Source organism: Actinomadura sp. ATCC 39365 (assembly GCF_054392275.1).
This window is the reverse complement of record NZ_CP184335.1, coordinates 9,235,285-9,259,643: the sequence shown is the minus strand read 5'-3', so window position 1 is coordinate 9,259,643 and position 24,359 is coordinate 9,235,285. Positions and strand designations below refer to the sequence as shown.

Genomic DNA, 24,359 nt, shown 5'->3' with positions numbered 1-24,359 from the left:
ATGCCCGCGATCGAGTGTCACACCACGCTGAAGCACACCGACTTCATCATGCGGAACCACCGCGTGCACGACGTGTCCGTCATGCCCGGGGTGACGTTCCTCGATCTGGTGTTCCGCACGCTGATGGCGACCGGGCGGGACCCCGGGGACATCGTCCTGCGCGAGGTGCTGTTCACCGAGGCGATCGTCACCAAGCCGGAGGCCGACCGGGAGATCCGCGTCACCGTCGACGGCGCCGACGTGCGGGCGGAGAGCCGCTGGAGCAGGGACGGGACGCCGCTGTCCGGCTGGCGGCGGAACTTCACCGGCAAGGTGGGCACGCCGAGCGGCCCCGAGCCCGGCCCGATCGACCTGGACGCCCTCCGCCGGGGCGCCCGGCGGCACGGCGACATGGAGGACCTGTACGCCCGCGCCAGGGCCGAGGACATCAGCCACGGCGCCCCGATGAAGTGCGCCGGACGGCTGCACCACGGCGACGGCTACCTGCTCGCCGAGCTGCGGCAGGACGCGCCCGCCCCCGGCCACGAGGGCTTCCATCTGCACCCCGCCCGGCTGGACGCGGCCACGCTGGCCGGGCTGGGGCAGACCGAGGCGTCGGGGCGGGAGCCGTTCATCCCGGTCTACATCGCCGAGTTCCGCGCGCCCCGGCGGCTCGGCGCGGCCTTCCACGTGTACGCGCCGCGTCCGGAGAGCATCGCGCCGTCCGGCGACGTGATCACCAACGACTTCGGCCTCTACGACGAGCGGGGGCGCTTCGTCGCCGGGTTCGGCGGGCTGTCGTGCAAGCGCATCAGGTCGCCGCGGCTGATCGAGCGGCTGCTCGACGACCCGGCGCGTCCTGAGCAGCCGTCCGCCACCGGCCACAACGGCTCCGGCGACCTGGTCGGCCGCCTGCGCGAGCTCGTCGCCGGGCCGCTCGGCCGCCCGCCCGGCGAGGTGCCCACCGGGACCGGCTTCTACGACCTCGGCCTGGACTCGGTCACGCTCGTGGACATCAGCGAACGACTGGAGAAGATCGTCGGGCGGCGGCTCTACCCGACCCTGCTGTTCGAGTACGGCGACATCGACAGCCTCGCCGCCCACCTCTCCTCCGCCTACGACCTCACCCCGGGAGAGCCGGAGCCCGAGCCGGGCGAGACGCACTGCTTCCGCGACGTGTGGGTGCCGCAACCCCAGGACGGCGACGACCCCGGCGAGTACCGCGAGATCACCCCCGGCGCCCGGTACGACGGTTCCCGGCACCTGGTGATCCGGGCCACGCCAGGGCAGCCCGCCGACCCGTGCCTGGCCGTCTGGGAGACCGCGAAGGCCGTCCTCGCCGCGAAGCCGGAGCGACCGGTCACCCTCACCTACGCCCACACCGGCGACGACCCCGCCCACGAGGCCGTCGGCGCGCTGGCCAGGACGATCACTGCCGAGACCCCGCTGATCCGCTGCCGCAGCATCAGGCTGGACACCACCGCCCCCGCCGGCTCCGACGTGCTGCGGGACGCCTCCGCCGAGCCCGAGATCCGCTACGAGCGCGGCGAACGCCTGGTGCGCCGCTGGCTCCCGGCCGAGCCGGCCGGGCAGCCCGAGCCCGGCGGGCCCGTCCCGATCAGGAAGGGCGGCGTGTACGTGATCGCCGGCGGGACGGGCGGCATCGGCCGCCTCCTCGCCGAGCACCTGGAACGCCGACACCAGGCCACGGCCGTGCCCGTCAGCAGGAACGCGGAGATCTCCGCCGACCTGACCGACCCGGACCAGGTCGAGCGCGCCCTTGCCACGGTCCGGCAGCGCCACGGCCGGATCGACGGCGTCGTCCACTGCGCGGGCGTCAACCGCGACGGGCTCTACCCGGGCAAGCGGGCCGCCGACATCGAGGCCGTGGTGGCGGCCAAGGCCCTGAGCGTGCGCCACCTGGACGCCGCGACCAGGGACGACGACCTGGACTGTTTCGTGGTGTTCTCGTCGGTGTCGGCGTCGCTGGCCAACCCGGGGCAGGCCGACTACGCCTTCGCGAACGCGTACCTGGAGGAGTTCGCCCGGCGACGGGCGGCACGGGGGGACCGGCCGGGCCGGACCCTGGTGATCGCGTGGCCGTACTGGGCCGAGGGCGGGATGCGGGTCGGGCCGGAGACGGTCGAGCGCGCCCGCACGGCCACCGGGATGGTCCCGCTGCCCACCGAGGCCGCCCTCGACGTGTTCGACCGCGCCCTGAGCGGGACCGAGGACGTCCTGACGGTGCTGCACGGCGACGCGGACCGCATCCCCGCGCTGCTGCCGGCCGCCCCACCGCAACCCTCGCCCCGCCCGGCCTCCCGGCCCGCGGCGGTCGTGCCGCGCGCGGCGGAGCGGGTGGCGGGTGGCGAGCCCGGCGGGGTGCGCGTCGAGGAGCCCATCGCGGTCGTCGGGCTGGCCGGGCGCTACCCGCAGGCCCCCGACCTGCGCGCCTTCTGGCGCAACCTGGCCGAGGGACGCGACTGCATCGAGGAGGTCCCGGACGGCCGCTGGAACCACGACGAGATCTACGACCCCGAGAAGGGCGCCCGTGGCAGGACGTACGGCAAGTGGGGCGGCTTCCTCGACGGCGTCGACCGCTTCGACCCGGCCTTCTTCGGCATCTCCCGCCGCGACGCCGAACGCATGGACCCGCAGGAACGGCTGTTCCTCCAGACCTGCTGGCACGCGCTGGAGGACGCCGGCCACCCGCCGGAGTCGCTGTCGGCGCAGAACGTCGGCGTGTTCGCGGGCGTCATGTGGAACCACTACCAGCTCGTCGAGGGCGGGGAGGGCGGCGTCGCCCCCACGGCCATGCACGCCTCCATCGCCAACCGCGTCTCCTACACCCTCGACCTGCACGGCCCGAGCATCGCGCTGGACACCGCCTGCTCCTCCTCGCTGACCGCCGTGCACCTGGCCGTCGAGAGCCTGCGGCGCGGCGAGTGCGACCTCGCCCTGGCCGGCGGCGTGAACGCGACCGTCCACCCGCAGAAGTACCTGCAACTCGCCCAGGGACACTGGCTGTCGGAGGACGGCCGGTGCCGCGCCTTCGGCGCCGGCGGCAGCGGGTACGTGCCCGGCGAGGGCGTCGGGGCCGTCCTGCTCAGGCCGCTCTCGCAGGCCAGGGCCGACGGCGACCACGTCTACGGCGTCATCGCCGCCACCGCCGTCAACCACACCGGCCGGACCAGCGGCGCCACGGTCCCGAGCCCGCGCTCGCAGGCCCAGCTCATCGGCACGGCGATCCGCCGGTCCGGCTGGGACCCGGCGAGCATCGGCTACATCGAGGCGCACGGCACCGGCACCTCGCTCGGCGACCCGATCGAGGTCGAGGGCATGCGCCAGGCCCTGCCGGAGGGCGCGGACTGCGCGATCGGCTCGGTGAAGTCCAACATCGGCCACCTGGAGGGCGCGGCCGGGATCGCCGGGCTCACCAAGGTGCTGCTCCAGCTCCAGCACGGGCAACTGGTGCCGTCCCTGCACGCCGACGAGCTCAACCCGAAGATCGACTTCGCCGCCACGCCCTTCCACGTGCAGCGCGCGCTCGAACCCTGGACCCGCGCGGACGGCACACCCCGGCGGGCCGGGGTCAGCGCGTTCGGCGCGGGCGGCACGAACGCGCACGTCCTGGTCGAGGAGGCGCCGGAGCCCGCTCCCGGGCCGGGCGCGGACGGGCCCTGCCTGGTCGTGCTCTCCGCCCGTACGCCCGAGGCGCTGCGCGACTACGCCCGCGCCTGGACCCGCTTCCTGGCGGACACCGCCGCCACGGGCTCCGCGACGGCGAGCGGCTCCCCGGGCGGCTCCCCGGGCGGCGTCGAACGGGTGGCCGCGCTGCTCGGCATCCCCGCCGACCAGCTCGACCCGGCCGACTCGCTGGGCGACCTCGGCCTCGACCCGGCCGCGCTGATCCAGCTCGGTCAGGGCCTCTCGCTGGACGACACCGTCGCCTCCCTGGCCGGGCCCGGCACCGCCCTGGCCGACCTCGCCTACACCTCGCAGGTCGGCCGGACCGGCATGGCGGAGCGGCTGGCGCTCGTCGTGAACGACGTGGCCGAGCTGCGGGACGGCCTGGAGGCGTACGCGGCGGGCGCGAACCCCGGCCCCGGCGTCTTCACCGGCTCCGGTGGCGGCGAGGAAGGGACGCCGTCGGCGGCGGAATGCGTCCGGCTGTTCCGGGCCGGACGGCTGGCGGAGGTGGCGGCCGCCTGGGCCGGGGGAGCCGAGGTGCCGTGGCGCGAGTGCCACGACGGCGGGCGGCTGGTGTCGCTGCCGGTCTACCCGTTCCAGGAGGAGAGCTGCTGGCTCGGCCGCTGGCAGCGCGCCACCACGACCCCCGAGCCCCCTGCCGAGTCACCCGTCGAGCCGCCCACCGAGCCGTCCGCCGCGCAGACGCCGGAGGAGCAGGTCGTGGAGCTCGTGCCGGACGGGGAAGGGGTGCGGTTCGAGGTGCTGCCCGAAGGGGTGGCGCTGGTGGTGATGGGGTCCGGGGCGTCCATGTTCACCAGGGAGCTGATCGACGACCTCCAGGCCGCGTTCGCCGAGATCGCCGGGCGCGAGGACGTCAAGGCGGTCGTGCTCACCGGCAGCGGCAACGTCTTCAGCATGGGCGCCACCCCGGAGGCCCTGCGCACCCTCGCTGGCGGCGAGGGACGCTTCACGGACGTGCCCTTCCTGTACGAGGGGCTGCTGCGGTGCGACCGGCCGGTCATCGCCGCCGTCCAGGGGCACGCGTCGGGCGGCGGGCTGGCCTTCGGGCTGTTCGCCGACCTCGTCATCATGGCGGCCGAAGGGGTCTACAGCGCCAACTTCATGAAGTTCGGCTTCACGCCCGGGATGGGCGCGACGTACATCCTGGAGGAGCGGCTCGGCCGGTCGGCGGCGCACGAGATGCTCTACACCGGCCGGTCCGTCACGGGTGAGGAGCTGGCCCGGCGAGGGGCCGGGGTGACCGTCCTGCCGCAGGGCGCCGTGCTGAAGGCGGCGCTCAGGCACGCCCGCTCGATCGCCGCGCTGCCGCTGCCGGCCCTGCGGGCGCTCAAGTCCGAGCTGGCCGGACGGGTGCTCGACCGGCTGACCGGCGTCATCGCGGGAGAGTCGGGGATGCACGAGCGCGTGCTGGGGGAGGAGTCGCTGGCCCGCGTCGACGACTACTTCGCCAAGGTGGACACCTTCAGAGGCGCCGCCCCGAAGGCGGACACCGGCGGAAGCGACGCCTCGAAAGCGGACACCGGCGGAAGCGCGTCACCGAAGGCCGGCGCCTCCGAAGGCGGCTCCTCCGAGGAAGGGGCCTCCGAGCCCGGTCGTTCCCGAGGCGGTGCGGAGGGCCGTCCAGCGGAGGGCCGGCCCGTGGAAGGGCGTACCGCAGGGGCCGGGCCTGAGCCGGGGGAGGTGCGGCGGGTCATCGAGGGCACGCTCATGAGCCACCTCTACCTCCAGCCCCACGAGGTGGACGACTCGCTGAGCTTCAGCGAGATGGGGCTGGACTCGATCGGGGCCGTGGAGATCGTCCGGGACCTGAACCGGAGCTTCGGGCTCGACCTGGACTCCGTCGCCGTCTACGACCACCCGACCGTCCCCGCGCTGGTGGAGGCCGTACGGGAGGCCGTGGCCGCCGACGGGCTGACCGTGCCCCCGCCCCGTCCCGCTCCCGAGCAGCCGATCCGGCAGGAGAGCCCTTCCACACCGAGTCCCGCCCCTGAGCAGCCGGTCCGGGAGGAGAGCCCTTCCGCACCGCGTCCCGCCCCCGAGCAGCCGGTCCGGGAGGAGCGACCTTTCGTGCCCGAACAACCCACCCCCGCCGAGCGGGACGGGACGCCCGGACCGGGCGGCCCGGAGGAGCGGGCGGGCCAGGTCCGGCTGCCCTCGCTCGACGGCGACCGCGCCGAGCCGGACACCACGGCCGCCCGGCCTCCCGCGAACACCGGCACGGTCACCCTGGAGACGGTGCGCTCCCCCGAGGAGCCCCCCGCCCGGAACGAGCCCTCCGCCCATGAGGAGTCGGCCGTCCGTGAGGAGCAGGCCGTCCGTGAGGGGGACATCGCCGTCATCGGCATGGCCGGGCGTTTCCCGGACGCGCCCGACCTCGAGGCGTTCTGGCGGAACCTGGCGGACGGCCGGTGCAGCATCCGCGAGGTGCCCCCGGAGCGGTTCGACGTGTCGCGGGTGTACGACGCCGACCGCATGGCGCCGGGCCGGACGTACAGCAAGTGGGCCGCCATGCTCACCGACGTCGACGCCTTCGACGCGGCCTTCTTCAACATCTCGCCCCTCGAGGCCGAGACGATGGACCCGCAGCAGCGGCTGTTCCTCCAGGAGGCGTGGCACGCCCTGGAGGACGCCGGCTACGCCGCCAGGTCCGGCCGCAGGCCGTGGGGATGCTTCGTCGGCTGCGGCGCGGGCGACTACGCCGGCCTGCTCGCGGCGGCCGGACGCGACGACACCGGGCACGCCTTCCTCGGCAACGCCTCCTCGGTGCTGCCCGCGCGGATCGCGTACCTGCTGGACTTCGGCGGGCCGACCATGGCCGTGGACACCGCGTGCTCGTCCTCGCTGGTGGCCGTGCACCTGGCCTGCGAGAGCATCCGGCGCGGCGAGTGCGAGGCGGCGGTCGCGGGTGGGGTGGCGGTGATGAACACCCCGAGGATGCACATCTGGTGCAGCAAGGCCGGGATGCTCTCGCCCACGGGCACCTGCGCGCCCTTCGACGAGTCGGCCGACGGCATCGTGCTGGGCGAGGGCGTCGGCGTGGTCGTGCTGAAGCGGCTGGACCGGGCGCTGGCGGACGGCGACCACGTCCACGGCGTGATCCGGGCCAGCGGCGTCAACGGCGACGGCGCGAGCAACGGCATCACCGCGCCCAGCGCCTCCTCCCAGGCGGAACTGCTGGCCGAGGTGCACCGGCGGGCCGGGATCCGTCCCGGCGCGGTGGACTACGTCGAGACGCACGGCACCGGGACCGAGCTGGGCGACCCGATCGAGGTCAAGGCGCTGGCGAAGGTGTTCGGCACGGACCGCGAACGCCCGTGCCGCATCGGGTCGCTCAAGGCGAACGTCGGCCACACCACCATGGCGGCCGGGATCGGCGGGCTGCTCAAGACCCTGCTGGCGTTACGGCATGGGCAGCTGCCGCCGTCGCCGGGGTTCGTCCGGGCCAACCCGAAGATCGACTTCGCGGACGGCGCGCTCGAAGTGGTCACGGAGCTGTCGCCCTGGACGCCCGGCCGCTCGGGCGAGCGCGTCGCGGCGGTGAGCAGCTTCGGCTTCAGCGGGACGAACTGCCACGTCGTGGTCGCCGAGCCGCCCTCCCGCGAACCGCGGGCCGGCGGGCGCGAGGACGTCGTCGTGCCCCTGTCGGCCTCGGACGAGCAGGCCCTGGCACGGCTGCGCACCGGCCTGGCCGGCCACCTCGGCGCCCACCCGGAGCTGGACGTGCGCGACGTCGCCCGCACGCTCGCCGTCGGCAGGCCGCACCTGGCCGGGGCCCGGTGCGCGTACGTGGCCGGGGACCTCGCCGACCTGCGCGGCCAGCTGCGCGACGGCGCCCGCCCGGCACGCGGTGAGGCGGGACGCCTCGCCGAGCGGTACACGAGCGGCGAAGACCTCCCCTGGGACGACCTGACGGCGGGCGGGCGGCGGGTGCCGCTGCCCGGATACCCGTTCGCGGACGACCGGCGCCACTGGATCGACGGCGCCGGCCACCCCGCCGGGCCCGCCCCCGGGACGTGGATCCGCCCCGACGACCCGCTGGTCGCCGACCACCGGATCGGCGGCACCCCCGTGCTGCCCGGCGTGGCCTTCCTGACGATCGCCGCCGAGCGCGGCGGGCTGTCCGGTCCGGTGCGCTTCGAGCGGGTACGGTGGCTGCGGCCGTTCGAGGTGCGCGAGGCCCGTGCCCTGGACGTGGTCGTGCGCGACGACGGCGGCCTCGAACTGGACGGGCACGCCCGCGGCACCCTGCGGACCGGCGACGGCGCACTCCGGCGGCTGGACGTCGCGCAGGTCGAGGCCCGGTGCTCGGGCGGCCGTCCGGGCGACGACCTCTACCGCGCCTTCGACCGCGCCGGGCTGCACTACGGGCCCGGGTTCCGGGTGTTGCGCGAGGTCCGCGTCGGCGACGGCGAGGCGCTCGGCGTCCTGCGCGACGGCGCGCGCTGGGAGGCGCTGCTGGACGGCGCGCTCCAGACCGTCGCGGCGCTGCGTCCCGAGGACGGCGAGCCCGCGATGCCGTTCAGCGTGGAGTCGGCCGAGCTGGACGGCCCGATCACCGGCCCCGCCCACGCCCACGTGATCGACGAGGGCCGGGACGGGTACACGGTCCGCCTCGCCGACGCCGCCGGGCAGGTCAGGGCCGAGTTCCGGGGGTCGTCCTGCGGACCCGACCGGCCCGGCCCGCGGACGGCATGATCTTCGCCCCCGTCTGGCGCCGGACCGAGCCCGCCACCGAGCCCGCCACCGAGCCCGCCACCGAGCCCGCCACCGGGTCCGGTGCGGGCGGCGGGCGGGCGCTCGTGCTGCACACCCCCGCCGCCGAGCCGCTGGCCCGCGCCCTCCTGGACATCCACGAGGACGGCCGCCTGGCGCCGCTGGCCTCGCCCGCCCCGCCCGAGGGACGGCCGGAGGGGCGGTACGACACCGTGTACGTCCTCGCCCTGCCCGACCGGAGCGGCCCGCCGGCCGGCGACCCCACCACCCGCGACGTGTTCCGCCTGGTCAAGCGGCTTTCCGAGCAGGGGCGCGACTGGAGGCCCACGGTGAAGGTGGTCGTCGCCGGAGCCGTGCGGGTCGGGGACGAGGAGATCGTCCCGCACGCGGCCGGCGTGATCGGCCTGACCAGGGCGGTGGCCGCCGAGCACCCGCACTGGACCGTCGCAGTCATCGACGCCGGCGCCGAGCCGCCGCCGCCCGCCGACCTCGCCCGCCTGGTACGCGCCGAGAGCTGCGCCGACGAGCTGGTCGCCCTCCGCGACGGCCACCGCCACCTCCGCACCCTGGAACCCCTGCCCCTGACCTCCGGCCGCAGCCCGTACCGGGACGGCGGGGCCTACCTGATCGTGGGCGGGACCGGCGGCCTCGGACGTACCCTGAGCAGGCATCTGGCCGCCACCGCAGGGGCGCGGCTGGCCCTGGTCGGACGGCGGGAGATCAGCCCCGAGATCCGCGAGCAGCTGGCCGAGATCGAGTCGCTCGGCGGCCAGGCCGTGTACCTGCGGGCCGACGTGGCCGACCGGGCCGCGTTCGGCAGGGCCGTCGAGGCGGCCCGGCAGCGGTTCGGCGAGCTCCACGGCGCCTTCCACGCCGCTCTGGTGCTGCGCGACATGACGCTCGCCAACATGGACGACGACGCGTTCGCCCAGGTGCTCGCGCCCAAGGTCGCCGGTGCCGCCGTCTTCGCCGAGGCGCTGGCGGGACTGCCGCTCGACTTCCTGGCCTACTTCTCCTCGGCGGCCTCGTTCGTCGAGGTGGGCGGCCAGGCGAACTACGCGGCCGCCAGCACGTTCGAGGACGCCTACGCGCTGAGCCTGCCCGACCGGCCGGTCAGCGTGATCAACTGGGGCTACTGGGGCAGCGTCGGCGCGGTCTCCGGCGGCGGTTACGACGGCCGGTTCGCCGAGCTGGGCATCGGCTCGATCGAGCCCGAGGAGGGCATGGCGGCGCTGGCCGCCGTCCTGGGCTCGGGCGCGCGGCAGGCACTCGTCGTCAAGGCGGAGCCGAAGGGCCCGGCCCACATCGGCGTCCGCACCCCGGACGCCGCCACCGAGCCCGGCCGGACCGGCGAGCTCGCAGAGCTGGAACGGGCGCGGACGGCGTTCGCCGCGCTGGACGACCTGGCCCGCGGGCTGCTGCACCGGTCGGCCGACCGGGTGAGGGCGGTCGAGAACGTGCGCGCGGACCGCGGACGGCTGCGCGCCGCCGTGCTCGACCTGCTGGACGGGCCCGCGCCGGAGACGTCGCCGGCGGACGTGCTGGCCCGCTTCCCCGACCTGGAGCCGCACGTCAAGCTGCTGACCGCCTGCGTCGAGGCGCTGCCCGGCGTGCTGGCGGGCGACCGCGACCCCATGGAGGTGCTGTTCCCCGGCGGCTCGATGAGCCTGGTCGAGCAGGTCTACAAGGGACAGGCGGTCTCGGACCACTTCAACCGGCTGCTGGCCGGGGAGGTCGCCCGCGGCGGCCCCCGCCGCGTCCTGGAGATCGGCGCCGGTACGGGCGCGAGCACCGGCTTCGTGCTGGACGCCCTGGAAGGCCAGGACGTCGAGTACACCTACACCGACGTCTCACCCGGCTTCCTGCGCCACGGCGAGCGGGAGTTCGGCGCGCGCCGCCCGGACCTCGTCCTCGCCCTCTTCGACGTGGAACGCGACCCGGCCGAGCAGGGCTTCGAGACCGGCGCCTACGACGTCGTGCTGGCCACGAACGTCCTGCACGCCACCGCCGACGTCGGCCGGACGCTGCGCAACGCCGCCGCGCTGCTGCGTCCCGGCGGCCGGTTGCTGGTCAACGAGGTGACCAGGGCGGCCGACTTCCTGACCCTCACGTTCGGGCTGACCCCGGGCTGGTGGCGCTTCACCGACGAGGAGCTGCGCCTGCCGCACAGTCCGCTGCTCGGCGCGCCGCAGTGGCAGCGGGCGTTCCGGGAAGCCGGTCTCACCCCCGCCCGCACCCTGGGCATCCCCGGCACGCCCGTCGCGGAGCTCGACCAGTGCGTCCTGGTGGGCGAGACGACGCCCGCCACCGCCACCGGCACCGATGCCCGCGGCTACGTCAAGCGGGTGTTCGCCGAGGTGCTCAAGTACGGGACGACCGACCTGGACGAGCGCGCCACGTTCGAGACGTTCGGCATCGACTCGCTGGTGAGCCAGAACGTCATCCACCGGTTCGAGCAGGACCTCGGGCCGCTGCCGTCCACCCTGCTGTTCGAGAACCTGACGATCGAGGAGCTGGCCGCGTACCTGGAGAACGAGCACGGCGAGCGCCTGCGCGCGGCCCTGGGACAGGAACCCGCGCGGGCGGAGCCGGCGCGGCCCGCGCCGCGCCGCGAGCCCGCCGCGCAGGCGCTCGACATCGCCGTGGTCGCGGTGACCGGCCGCTACCCGGCCTCCCCCGACCTGGACGCCTTCTGGAACAACCTGGCGAAGGGCGCGAACTGCATCACCGAGGCGGACCGCTTCGACCTGGACGCCCTGTACGACCCCAAACGCGGACGCAAGCAGCGCACCTACAGCAAGTGGGGCGGCTTCATCGAGGGCGTGGAGCAGTTCGACGCGCCGTTCTTCGGCATCCTGCCCCGCGACGCCGAGATCACCGACCCGCAGGAACGCCTGTTCCTGGAGACCGCCTGGACCCTGCTCGAAGACGCCGGCTACCTGAGCGAGCACACCAGGCAGCCGAGCACCGGCGTCTTCGTCGGCACCATGTACGGCTCCTACGGGCGCATGGCGGCGGCCGAGGGCTGGCCGGAGGGCAGGTTCGCGGGAGCGCACTCGGCGTACTGGTCGATCGCCAACCGGGTGTCGTACTTCTTCGACCTGCGCGGGCCGAGCCTCGCCGTCGACTCGGCCTGCTCGTCGTCGCTGACCGCGGTCCAGCTCGCCTGCGAGAGCCTGCGGCGCGGCGAGTGCGCGCAGGCCATCGCGGGCGGCGTGAACCTGATCCTGCACCCCGCCCACTTCGTGGCGCTCTGCTCGCTGAACATGCTCGCCGCCGACGGCGCCTGCAAGGTGTTCGACGAGGCGGCCGACGGGTTCGTGCCGGGGGAGGGCGTCGGGGCGGTGCTGCTCAAGCCCCTGGCCGACGCCGAGCGGGACGGCGACCGGATCTACGGCGTCATCAAGGGCGCCTTCGCCAACGCCGGAGGGAAGACCGCCGGGTACACCGTGCCCAATCCGAGCGCCCAGGCCGACCTGGTCTCCGAGGCGGTCCGGCGGGCCGGACTGGACCCGCGGACCATCTCGTACGTCGAGGCCCACGGCACCGGCACCGCGCTCGGCGACCCCATCGAGATCGCCAGCCTGACCCGGGCCTTCGCCTCCCAGGGTGCCGCGGACGCGGACCGCGTGGACCGGATGGTCGGCTCCGTCAAGGCCAACATCGGGCACCTGGAGGGGGCGGCGGGCATCGCCGGGCTCACCAAGGTGCTGCTGCAGTTCCAGCACGGCCAGGTGGCTCCCTGCGCGAACCTGGAGACGCCCAACTCGAAGATCGACTTCACCGCGTCCCCCTTCCGGCCGCCGGACCGGCTGACCGACTGGCAGCGGCCCTTCCTGGACGGCGAGGCGTTCCCGCGCCGGGCGGGGGTCAGCTCGTTCGGCGCCGGCGGGGCCAACGTGCACGTCGTCCTGGAGGAGTACGTGCCCACCGCCGGGCCGCCGCCGGAGCCCGTCGACGCGGGCGAGCAGGTGATCCTGCTCTCGGCGCGTACCCGTGACCAGTTGCGCGCCATGGCGGGCGGGGTCGCGGACGTCGCGGCGAGCGGGCGGGCGGGGCTGGCGGAGCTCGCCTACACCACCCAGGTGGGCCGCGCCGAGCTGCCCGAACGGCTCGCCGTCCGGGCAGCCACCCTGGACGAGCTCGCCGCCCGGCTGCGTTCGTTCGCGGACGACGGCCAGGCCGAAGGCGTCCTCGTGGGGACGGCGGATCCCGGCGCCGGCCAGGCTCCGCCGGAGGGCGGCGCGGAGGGGCTCGGGGCCGGTTGGGTCGCGGGCGCCCGGGTGGACTGGGCCGCCAACTGGCCCACCCCCCACCCGCGTCGCGTGACCCTCCCGCCCTACCCCTTCGACCGCCGCCCCTACTGGCTCCCCACCCCCGCACCCACCCACCCCATTGGTGACCCCGTGGGCAAGCCCCAACCCAGCACCGCGCCCCGACCTCCCGACCTCCAGCCGACGCCCGCCGACGCGGCCGCCCTTCAGGCGGGCTCGGAGCTCGCCGCCGAGCCGGCGTCCGAGCCGACCTCGGGGCAGGCCCCCGAGGCCGCCCCCGCTCAGGGAGAGGGGGAGCCAGCGGACGGGCGTTGCACCTACCTGCGGCCCCGCTGGACGCCCGCCGCACTCCCCGAAGGCCCCCGGGAACCGGAAGCCCTCCTGGTGATCACCGACGACGACCGGCTGGCCGCAGCGCTCGGCGGCACCCGGCTCCGCCCCGGCGACGCCTTCCCATCGGACGGCACCCCCGACCAGGCCGCCCGACAGCTCGACGGCCTGGACGATCCCTCCGAGCAGGCCGCCGGACAGTTCGGCGGCCTGGGCCGGACCCCGGACGCCATCGTGATCGCACCCTCGGACCCGTTCCCCGGGACCGCCGCCTTCGACGTCCTGCTGCGCACGGCCACCGCCGTCCTGCGCGACGGGGGCCCGCTCAGGGTGGTGGTGTCCGCCGCGACCGGCGAGCCGCACCACACCGCCCTGGCCGCCGCCCTGAGGACGCTGGCCCTGGAGCACACGGCGTTCAGCGGCGTCTGCGTCACCGGCGCCACCCCGGCGCAGGTCGCGGCCGAGCTGCGGGCGCCCGCCGCCGGAACCGCTCCCGAGCAGCGGGTCTCCGAGGTCGCCTACCGCGACGGCGCCCGCCTGCTGAAGAGCATGGAGCCGTACGAGCCGCCGCCACCCGGGCTGGACGTCCGGCCGGACGGCACGTACCTGATCACCGGCGGCGCCGGGGCCATCGGGCTGGCGTTCGCCCGCTTCCTCGCCGGGCGCGGGGCGGCGAAGCTGGTCCTGATCGGACGGTCCGAGCCCGGCGACGACATCGGGCGCCGGATCGCCGGGCTGCCCGCCGTCTACGTGCGCGCCGACGTGTGCTCGGCCGCCGACCTGCGTGACCTGCGCGACCGGTACGGCCCCTTCCACGGCGTCATCCACGCCGCCGGGATCCACCGGGACGCGCGGGCCGTGCGCAAACGTCCCGAGGACACGCGGGCCGTGCAGGAGCCCAAGGTTCTCGGCACCGTCCTGCTGGACGAGGCCCTGCGCGGGCAGCCGCTGGACTTCCTGGCGCTGTTCTCGTCGGTGGCCGCCGAGACCGGCAACATCGGGCAGATCGACTACGCCTACGCCAACGCCTTCCTCAACCACTTCGCCGAGCGGCGCGCGCGGCTCGGGCACGGCAGGACGCTCGCCGTCGGCTGGCCGCTGTGGGAGGAGGGCGGCATGAAGGTGGACGACGCCACCCGCCGGCTGTTCGAACGCCGCTGGGGCAGCGTCCCGATGAGCACCGCCGCCGGTCTCGCCGCCTTCGCCCGAGGACTGGCCGGAGCCGAGACGAGCTTCGCCGTGGTCGAAGGCCCATCCGGGCCCGCCCCCGAACGGCCCCAGCCGCCCGCGAACCCCGAATCCGAGGTTATGGAGATGAGTGAGCCCATGTCCGCGACGGAGACGACCGGGTCCGACGACGATCTGATCGAGGCGGTCCGGGCGGAGCTGCGTCGCGCGGCGGCCGGATTCCTGCTGGTGGGCGAGGAGCACGTGGACCTCGACGCCGAGCTGATGGACATGGGGTTCGACTCGATCTCCATGGCCGAGCTGGTGGACCAGGTCAACGAGCGGTACAAGCTGGATCTGCTGCCGACCGTGCTCTTCGAGGCCACCGACCTGGCCACCTTCTGCGACCACCTGCTCGCCGAGCACCCGGCCGAGATCGCCGCCGCCCACACCCCACCCGCCGCCACCACCGCATCCGCTCCCACCACCACCCCACCCGCCCCGGCCACCACCAACCCCCCGCCCCCGCCGCAGAACCTCTCGCCGCCCCCGCCGGGCGGCAGGAGGACGCCGAGCCAGGCCCGGCGCCGGAGACCGTGACCTCGCCCCCACGGCCCGGCGCCGGGACCTCCCCACCCGCCCCTGACAACCCGACGACCGGAACGACGGCTGGGACCGCGACGGGCGACCTGGCAACGGGGGGCATCGCGATCGTCGGCATGGCGGGCATGCTGCCCGGCTCCGCCGACCTGGACGACTTCTGGCGCCACCTGGCCGAGGGCCGCGACCTCACCCGGCCGGTCCCCGAGGACCGGCGCGAGCTGCGCGAGAACCCCGAGACGGCGAACGTCCGCGCCGGTTTCCTGGACGACGTACGTTCCTTCGACGCCGCGCTGTTCGGCATCTCGCCCAAGGAGGCGGCGATGATGGACCCGCAGCAGCGGCTGTTCCTGCAGACCGTCTGGCGGGCCGTCGAGGACGCCGGTTACCGCCCCGCCGACCTGGCCGGCACCAGGACGGGCCTGTTCGCGGGCGTGTCCGCGTGCGACTACGACGACCTGCTGCGCGAACACGGCGTGCCGGTCGAGGCCCACACGGCCAGTGGCGTGGCCGACTGCATCCTGGCCAACCGCGTCTCCCACCTGCTGGACCTGCGCGGCCCGAGCGAGGCGGTCGACACCGCCTGCTCCAGCTCCCTCGTCGCCCTGCACCACGCGGTACGCGCCATCGAGGACGGCGAGTGCGACGCGGCCATCGCCGGCGGCGTCAACCTGACGCTCAGCCCGGGGCTCTACATCGCCTTCGCCAAGTCCGGCATGATCAGCGAGGACGGCGTCTGCAAGACGTTCGACGAACGCGCCGACGGCTACGGCCGGGGCGAGGGCTGCGGAGCCGTCCTGCTCAAGCCGCTGCGGACGGCGCAGGCGGACGGCGACCAGATCCTCGCCGTGATCAGGGGCAGCGCGGTCAACCACGGGGGCCGGGCCAGCTCGCTCACCGCGCCCAACCCCGAGGCGCAGGCGCGCGTACTGGTCGACGCCTACCGCAAGGCGGACGTCGATCCCGCCCGTGTCACCTACATCGAGGCGCACGGCACCGGCACCAGGCTCGGCGACCCGATCGAGATCGAGGGCATGAAGAAGGCGTTCGCCCGGCTGTACGCCGACCGGGGGCGGCCCGCGCCGGACGTCCCGCACGTCGCGCTCGCCACCGTGAAGACCAACATCGGTCATCTGGAGGCGGCGGCCGGCATCGCCGGGCTGCTCAAGGTGCTGCTGTGCATGCGCCACGGGGCGCTGCCGCCGACGATCCACTACGAGCGCCCCAACCCGTACGTGCGGCTGGAGGGCAGCCCGTTCACCATCAACACGCGGCTCACGCCGTGGGACGGGCCGGACCGGGTCGCCGGGGTCAGCTCGTTCGGCTTCGGCGGCACGAACGCGCACGTGGTGCTGGAGGCGTACCGGCAACAGGTCCCGCCGGAGAAGGCGGGGGAGCCGCGGGTGCTGGTCCTGTCGGCGGCCCGCCGGGAAGCCCTGGAGGAGTACGCCCAGAACGTCGCCCGGTACATCCGGGAACATCCGGAGATCGGCCTCGACCGCATCGCCTGGACCCTCCAGAACGGACGCCGCCACCTGTCCGAACGGCTCGCCGTGGTGGTCAGCGATCGCGATCAGGCGGTCCGGGCGCTGAGCGGCGAACCGGCGGGCGTGCACAGGGGCACCGCCCGCAGGGACGCCCCGGCGCCGTGGGGCACCGGGCCGCAGGACCTCGCCGAGGCGTGGGTCTCCGGCAGCGAGGTGGACTGGCAGGGGTTGTGGCAGGGGCCGCGCCCGGTGCGGGTCTCGCTGCCCGGCCCGCCCTTCGCCCGCGTCGAGCACTGGTTCACCGCGCCCGAGCCGTCCCGGGCCGCCGCCCCGGCCGCCGTGTCGTCCGCCGCGCCTTCGGACGGCGGGGTCGTACGGCGGACCAGCGACGGGAAGGTGCGCCTGCGCGCCGCCAAGGGCGGCCGGACGCCGGACGCGCCCGCCCCCGCCGAGCGGGCGGAGGCCGCACGGCTGGACGAGACCCCGGTCGCCCCCACCGGAAGCGCCGGCGGGCCCGCCGGGGTGGAGGAGATGCTGCGCGAACGGCTCTCCACGATCCTGGACGCCGACCCCGCCGGCGTGGACGTGGACACCCCCTTCGAGGAACTGGGACTCGACTCCATCTTCCGGATGGAACTGGTCAAGGCGATCAACACCGCCTTCTCCCTCGACCTCCAGGCAGCCGAGCTGTACGAGTACGACACGGTGGACCGGCTCGCCCGCGCCGTCGAATCAGCCATCACCGACTCCGCCCCCACCCGGAAACCGCAACAGGAACCCACCCCGAAGCGCACCCCCGAACCGGCCCCGAAGCCCGCGCAAAAGGGCGCCGAACCGGCCCCGAAGCGCACCCGCACGCCCGAGCAGGCGAAGGCGCCCGGCCCCGCACGGGCCAAGGCCCCGGAGCCCGCGCAAGGGAAGGCAGGCGCCCTGGAGGACCAGCTCGCGGACCTGGTCGGCGCGATCATCGAACGCCCGCTCGACCCCACCCGCAGCTTCGCCGACAACGGCCTGACCTCCTTCGAGATGCTGCGCGTGGTGAGCGTCCTGGAGAAGCAGGTCGGCGCGCTGCGCAAGACCCTCCTGTTCGACCACCCCACGCCCGCCGAACTGGCCGCGCACCTGCGCGACGAGCGCGGCGCCGAGTCCGTACGCCCCCTGGAGGAGCCGGACGGACCGGCCCCGTTCGAGACGCGGGCGCGTGACGGCGAGCCGGCCGTGCTGCTGAAGCGGGACCTGCACCGGCACCCGGACCTGCGGGACCTGGTGGCCGGCATCGACCGCCGCCACGCCAAGGAGGGCGGCCTGGCCGGACGCGACATCGCGCCGCTGGCCTTCATCGGCTCGGCGCGGGAGGGCTACCTGCACGTCTCCGAGAACGGCGGCAACCTGCTGGCCTGGAGCTACGCCGGCTCCGAGGAGTACTTCCAGGAGCTGGTCGAGGAGTACACCGCCTACGCGAGGGCGCGCGGCCTGCGGCCCAACTTCCTGTCCCTCCTCCCGGTGCGCGAGGTGGCCGGGGAGCCGTACAGCGCGACGCCGTTCGGGGCCGTGCAGCGGCTCGACGACCTGGGCTCCTTCACGCTGAAGGGCGGCCGGATGGAACGCCTGCGCTACATGGTGCGGCGCTTCTGCAAGGCGGGCGAGTGCCGGACGGCCGAGTACCGCTCGGGCGAGGACCCCGCGATGGACCGCAGGCTGGCCGGGCTGGTGGACGAGTGGGCCGGCCGCAAGCAGATGGTCAACCCGTACGTGTCGGTCGTCCGGCGGGAGATCGAGGAGGGCCGCCTGGACGGCAGGCACCGCGTCTTCGTCACCTACCTGGACGACGAGGTGGCCAACGCCGTCGTCATCACGAAGATCCCGTCGGAGAACGGCTACCTGCTGGACGTCGAGTTCTACCCGAAGGGCATGCCGCTCGGCGGGCTGGAGTTCGCGATCGTGCAGATCATCGAGCAGCTCGTGGACGAGGGGTGCACGATGTTCAGCTTCGGCGCCAGCTTCGGCGTGGAGACGGAGGAGTCGGCCAACGCCGCCCCGGACGTGCGGCAGGCGCTGGACGAGCTGCGTTCCGCGGGCATCTTCGGCGAGGGGAACTTCCAGTTCAAGAACAAGTTCCGGCCGGTGAACGTGCCCATCTACCTGTGCCAGCCGGAGGGGGAGGACCGCACGCCGGTCTCGGAGATCATCCTCATGATCGCCGACCCGGACCTGCGCCCCGCCACCACCGACACCCCCACCGCCGACGAACCGGCCGCGGACAAGCCGCCAGAGGACAAACCAGCGAAAGTCAAGCCGCCAGAAGACAAACCGGACATGGCCGAGCTGCTGGCCCGGTACGGCGGCGAGCCGGCCCGCGTCCCCGCCCACCACGTCACCACCGACCTGATCACCGACTCCTGGGCCGAGCTGGACGCCCCCTGGATCGCCGAGCGGCTGCGGCGGCTGACGGAACGGTCAGCCGCCCGCCCGGACACCGAGATCGAGGGCCTGCCGTTCCCCTTCGTCGTCCCGACGGGCTCCGGCCGGGCGGCCGAGGCGCTGCTGTGCCGGTCGTGGCCGGGCCGGCGCGGGCGGGTGCTGCACAACGGCCTGTTCCCGACCTGGTTCCTGAGCCTGGCCGACAACGGCTTCAAGCCGGTCGAGCTCCCCGGCGGCCCGGAGATCGACGTCGAGGCGCTGGAGGCGGAGCTGGCCGGGGACGAGCCGGTCTCGTTCGTCTGCGTGGAGGTGGCCAACAACGCGGCCGGCGGCGCGCCGACCTCGCTGGCGAGCCTGCGCGCCGTCAAGGAGGCCGCGGCGCGGCACGGCGTCCCGCTGGTGGTCGACGGCGCCCGCGTGGTGGACAACGCCGTGGCGGTCGCGGACGGCCGGGACGTGTGGGAGGTCGTCGGCGAGCTGCTCGAACTGGCCGACAGCGCCACGATCAGCCTGTCCAAGGACTTCGGGGTGCCGTTCGGCGGCCTGCTCGCCACCCGCGACGACGCCCTGCGCGAGCGGGTCGCCGAGCGGCTGGAGACCTGGGGCAGGGACGTCGGCCTGGCCAACCGCCGGATCATGGCGGCCGCTCTGGAGGACCGCGAGACGGTGGCCGAGCAGGTGCGGGCCCGGACGGACGCGGTCGCGGCGCTCCGGCAGGGCCTGTCGGAGGCCGGCGTGCCGCTGGAGGGCCCGCCCGGCGGTCACTGCGTGCTGCTGAAGGACGCCGACCACGTGCGCATCTTCCGCGAGACGGGCATCAGGGGCGCTCCGCACTTCGGCCGCGAGGGCGTGGTGCGCCTGGCGGTGCCGGTCGGCCTGAGCGTCGAGGAGGCCAAGGACGCCGCCGCCCGCCTGGGCGCCCTCCTCGGCACCGACGCCCCGCAAGCCGCCCGCCGGAAGGCCGACGCCCCGCGAGCCGCCCGTCCCAACCGCCGGAAGAACGAGACCCGGAGGAGCCCCGACAACCCCAACCTGGCGATCCTGCGCGAGCACAACCCCGACGTCGAACACGAGATCGTCACCACCGCGGACGGCGACGTCGAGCTGTTCAGCGCCGGCTCAGGACCGGCCCTGCTGCTCATGCACCCGTTCAACATCGGCGCCGGCGTCTACGCCCGCCAGTTCGAGGGCCTGGCCCACCGCTACCGGGTGACGAGCGTGCACCATCCGGGCGTCGGCGCGACCACGGCCGCCGCCGACCTGTCGCTCGGCGGCCTGGCCCGGCTCTGCCACGACGTGGCGGGCGGCCCGGCGCACGTGGCCGGGGCGTCGTTCGGCGGGCTGGTCGCCCTGGCGTACGCGCTCGACCACCCGGACGACACCGAGTCGCTGATCCTGATCGGCAGCTCCTGCCGCATCGGCAACCGGGTCGGCGACATCGACAAGCTGGAGGTGGTGGCCACCCAGGACTTCGACCGGGTCATCGAGGGCAGCAGGTCCAAGCGGCTGCGCAAGCGGCGGGACGCCCTGATGCGGCTGCTGCTGCGCGCCGAGAGCATGGCCCCGCAGGTCGGCCTGCGCTACCTGGACGTGTTCGCCGAACGCCCGGACCTGGGCGACCGGCTGCCGGAGATCCGGGCGCGCACGCTGATCGTCCAGGGCCGGTACGACACCGTCATCCCGGCCAAGACCGCGCACCTGCTGCACGCCCTGATCCCCGACTCCCGATACGAGGAGATCCCCGACGCGGGTCACTTCCCGCAGCTCACCAGCCCCGACCACGTCAACCGGCTGATCTGCGAGTTCCATGATGAACAGAATTGACGACAGCACCGTGACCAGGACCGAGCTGGTCAAGCCAGGGATGTGCGGGCCCAGCTCGCTGTTCATGGGCGAGGTCGGCGACTGGACCTGGGACACGGTCAGCGCGCTGTGCGGCACGAACGCCTTCGACGCGCGCAACGCCGCCGGCGACCCGACGTACCTGTCGTTCTACTACTTCCACGTCAGGGGCAGCCGCGACCTGCACGTCAACGCGCTGACGTTCGGAGACGAGCTGGCGGTCACCTCCCGGCTGTTCGGCTTCGGCAGCGAGTCGGTGCTGGCCCTGCACCGGATCGGCCGCGGCGGCGGCGGGACGGACGAGCTCGACCCCGACCGCTTCTACGCCTTCGACGACCCCGGCTGCATCTACGTCGAGACCTTCAACCGCTGGATCTCGCGCAGCGCCCCCGGCAGCAACGAGGGGCTGGTCAAGTCGTCGCCGGTGGACTTCAGGCACGAGCACCTGCCGACGCTGCCCGGCGCGTACTCGCCGAGGAAGATCTACGGCCACGCGCGGAGCACCGGTACGTTCCTGGCCCGCAAACCGGACGATCCGGTCACGTTCACCGCCGACTACCCGGTGGAGCCGTCCAGGGACCTGAACGGCGTGGGCCTGCTCTACTTCGCCTCCTACTTCGCGATCGTCGACTGGGTGCTGCTGCGCTTCTGGCGGAGCCGGGGGATCGGCGTCGCCGACTTCCTCCGGCGGGTCGTGCTCGACCAGCGGCTGTGCTACCTGGGCAACGCGAACGCCGACTCGGTGCTGCGGGTGAGCCTGGAGTGCTGGCCGGCGCCGGAGGACGAGAACGAGGAGATCGTCAACCTCGTCATGGAGGACCGGGGCCGCACGATCGCGGTCAGCACCCTGCGAGTTCTCCGGAGGGGAGACACCGATGACGACGCGTGAACACGTCGAGGGCGTCGTACACAAGACGATCGACGAGATCCTGCCCGGCGTCGAGATCGACGGCCGGGCGCACCTGAAGGACCTGGGCGCGGACTCCGTGGACCGGGTCGAGATCATCCTGGCCGTGCTCGACCGGCTCGGCGTGCGCGAGCCGCTGTCCTCCTTCGGCGGCGTGCCCAGCATCGACGCCCTGGTCGACTTCCTGTGGGAGCGTGTGAGGTGAACGTCGGAATCGAGGCACTCAACGTCTACTGCGGCCTGGCCCAGATCCCGGTGCCGGAGCTGTTCGAGGGGCGCGGGCTCGACGCCGAGCGCCTGGGCAACCTGATGATGCGCAACCGCTCGGTCGGCCTGCCCTTCGAGGACCCGGTGACCAACGCGGTCAACGCCGCCCGGCCGATCGCCGGCGACGACCGGATCGAGATCCTGATCACCTCCACCGAGTCCGGCCTTGACTACAGCAAGTCGGTGGCCTCCTACGTGCACGAGTACCTGGGGCTGCCGCGGAGTTGCCGGGTCGTGGAGGTCAAGCAGGCGTGCTACGCGGCCACGGCGGCCGTCCAGCTCGCCGCCGCGTACGTCGCCTCGGGCGTGTCGCCCGGCGCGAAGGCGCTGGTGATCGCGACGGACGTGGCGCTGGTGGACGAGCGCGCCGCCTACGCCGAGCCCGCCATGGGCGCCGGGGCGGCGGCCGTGCTGATCAGCGACCGGCCGCGCGTCCTGGACCTGGATCTGGGGGCGTTCGGCAACCACAGTTACGAGACGATGGACTCGGCGCGGCCGGGGCCGACGTTCGACATCGCCGACTCCGACCGCTCGCTGTTCGCCTACCTCGACTGCCTGACCAGCTGCCTGGCCGGCTACCGGTCCAGGGTCGAGGACGCAGACTTCGCCACCACCTTCGACCACCTGGCCATGCACACCCCGTTCGCCGGGATGGTCAAGGCCGCGCACCGCAAGCTGATGCGCGAGTCGGGCGGCGGCACGGCGTCGGTCGAGGAGGACTTCGAGCGGCGGGTGCTGCCCTCGCTCGCCTACCCCAGACGGGTGGGCAACCTCTGCTCCGGCTCGGTCTACCTGGCGCTGGCCAGCCTGATCGACCACGCCACCCTGGACGGCCCGGCCCGGGTCGGCCTCTACTCCTACGGCTCCGGCTGCTCCTCGGAGTTCTTCAGCGGCCTGGTCGACGAGGAGTCGGCGAGCACGCTGGCCGCGATGCGGATCGGCGAGCACCTGGACGGCCGCTGCGAGCTCGCCTTCGACGAGTACGCGGCGCTGCTGCCCGAGACCCTGACCTGCCTCGTGCCGGAGCGGGACAGGCAGGTCGACGTGGGCGCGTACGAGCACCTGCTCAGCCGCGCCCGCTTCGACCGGGACCTCCTGGTGAACACCGGGACGAAGGACTACCACCGAACCTACGAATGGCTGGCACCATGACCGACACAGAGATTTTCGAGACCGTCAAGCAGAACGTCCTGAAGGTGCTGCCGGACCTGCGGCCCGGCGACGTGACGACCGAGGGCACCCTGACCGACCTGGGCGCGAACAGCGTCGACCGGGCCGACGTGGTCACCATGAGCATGGAGGACCTCGGGCTGACCGTGCCGGTGTCGGAGTTCCAGGAGGTGCACGACATCCGGTCCCTGGTCGACCTGCTGGCGAGGCATTCATGAAGGTCGTCGTCACCGGCATGGGCATCGTCTGCTCGATCGCCTCCACCGTCCCGTCGTTCACCAGGGCGTTGCGGGCCGGACGGTGCGGGATCGGGCCGGTGCCCGACCCCGGCGACGGCGGGCCGCGCCTGGCCGCCCTGGTCAAGGGCTTCCGCTTCCGGGAGGCGGTGGCGGCCCGGCGCCGCCTGCCCGAGGAGATCGTGCGCAGCGCGCTGAGGGCGGCCAACCGCTCACCGGAGCCGCTGCAGATGGACCTGGTCGCCGCCATGCAGGCGTACGAGCAGGCGGGGCTGCACGAGGCGCGGGCCGACCCCGAGCGGATGGGCCTGGTCGTGGCCGGGCACAACCTCAGCTCCGGCTACGCCCACGACCTGCACCCCAAGTACGAGGACAACCCCGCCCACCTGCCGGCCAGGTTCGCGCTGCACTTCATGGACACCGACCGGGTGGGCACGCTCAGCCAGGTGTTCGGCATCAGGGGCGAGGGCTACACCGTGGGCGGCGCCTCGGCCAGCGGGAACGTCGGGATCATCAACGGCAGCCGGCTGGTGGAGTCGGGCGCGGTGGACGTCTGCCTGGTGGTGGGCGCCATGACCGACCTGTCGCCGATGGAGAAGCGCGGCCTGGCCACGCTCGGGGCGGTCGCCGGCGTCGAGGAGCCGCAGCAGGCCAGGTGCCGGCCGTTCGACGAGGACCACGAGGGGTTCGTGCCCGGCCAGGGCGCCGGCTGCGTCGTGCTGGAGAGCGCCCGCTCGGCCGCCGCCCGCGGCGCGACGGCGCTGGCCGAGCTGTGCGGCTACGACCTGAAGCTGGACGCCAACAGCCTGCCCGACCCGCGCGAGGAGGGCGAGGCCAAGGTGATGGTCAACGCCATGGCCAACGCGGGCGTCGGGCCGCGCGACATCGACTACGTCAACGCCCACGCCACGGCGACGCCCAGCGGCGACGTGGCCGAGCTGGCCGCGCTGCGCAGGGCGCTGGGCGACAGCTTCGGCCGGCCGTGGGTCAACTCCACCAAGGGGCTGATCGGCCACTGCATGTGCGCGGCCGGCGTGGTGGAGGCGATCGCGACCGTGGTGCAGATGCGCCGCGGCTTCGTCCATCCCAACCTGAACCTGCGCCATCCGATCAACCGCGACTGCCGGCTCGCACCCGGCAGGCTGCGGGCCGCCGACATCCGCTACGCGCTGTCCAACAGCTTCGGGTTCGGCGGCTTCAACACCTGCATCGTCCTCGGACGCGAGCGTTGACCGACGGCCGACGCATAGCGCCC

General features: G+C 74.2%; 8 protein-coding genes. All 8 read left to right on the top strand.

The genetic code is table 11. The features are described 5' to 3' along the window. The 8 genes from ACNF49_RS44550 to ACNF49_RS44515 are packed head-to-tail and all read left to right on the top strand — an operon-like array spanning position 1 to position 24,336. Complete coding sequence (locus ACNF49_RS44550; RefSeq protein ID WP_482941502.1) at positions 1-8,385, top strand: SDR family oxidoreductase; 8,385 nt, start codon at positions 1-3, stop codon at positions 8,383-8,385. Then, positions 8,382-14,774, top strand: coding sequence for an SDR family NAD(P)-dependent oxidoreductase (locus ACNF49_RS44545; protein WP_482941501.1), 6,393 nt, complete (start codon positions 8,382-8,384; stop codon positions 14,772-14,774). The genes ACNF49_RS44550 and ACNF49_RS44545 overlap by 4 nt, the downstream gene beginning before the upstream one ends. Continuing rightward, complete coding sequence (locus tag ACNF49_RS44540; RefSeq protein WP_498703469.1) at positions 14,771-20,506, top strand: alpha/beta fold hydrolase; 5,736 nt, start codon at positions 14,771-14,773, stop codon at positions 20,504-20,506. Before ACNF49_RS44545 ends, ACNF49_RS44540 begins: the two co-directional genes overlap by 4 nt. Next, positions 20,493-21,413, top strand: coding sequence for an LnmK family bifunctional acyltransferase/decarboxylase (locus tag ACNF49_RS44535; RefSeq protein ID WP_498703468.1), 921 nt, complete (start codon positions 20,493-20,495; stop codon positions 21,411-21,413). The genes ACNF49_RS44540 and ACNF49_RS44535 overlap by 14 nt, the downstream gene beginning before the upstream one ends. Then, positions 21,400-21,636 (top strand): phosphopantetheine-binding protein, encoded by a 237-nt coding sequence (locus ACNF49_RS44530; RefSeq protein WP_352327369.1) that lies wholly within the window; start codon positions 21,400-21,402, stop codon positions 21,634-21,636. The genes ACNF49_RS44535 and ACNF49_RS44530 overlap by 14 nt, the downstream gene beginning before the upstream one ends. Next, entirely contained in the window at positions 21,633-22,850 is a 1,218-nt protein-coding gene (locus tag ACNF49_RS44525; protein ID WP_357978810.1) for a hydroxymethylglutaryl-CoA synthase family protein, read from the top strand. The genes ACNF49_RS44530 and ACNF49_RS44525 overlap by 4 nt, the downstream gene beginning before the upstream one ends. Next, entirely contained in the window at positions 22,847-23,086 is a 240-nt protein-coding gene (locus tag ACNF49_RS44520) for a phosphopantetheine-binding protein (RefSeq protein ID WP_357978808.1), read from the top strand. Before ACNF49_RS44525 ends, ACNF49_RS44520 begins: the two co-directional genes overlap by 4 nt. Then, positions 23,083-24,336 (top strand): beta-ketoacyl synthase N-terminal-like domain-containing protein, encoded by a 1,254-nt coding sequence (locus ACNF49_RS44515; protein WP_357978806.1) that lies wholly within the window; start codon positions 23,083-23,085, stop codon positions 24,334-24,336. The genes ACNF49_RS44520 and ACNF49_RS44515 overlap by 4 nt, the downstream gene beginning before the upstream one ends. Positions 24,337-24,359 lie beyond the last annotated feature (23 nt).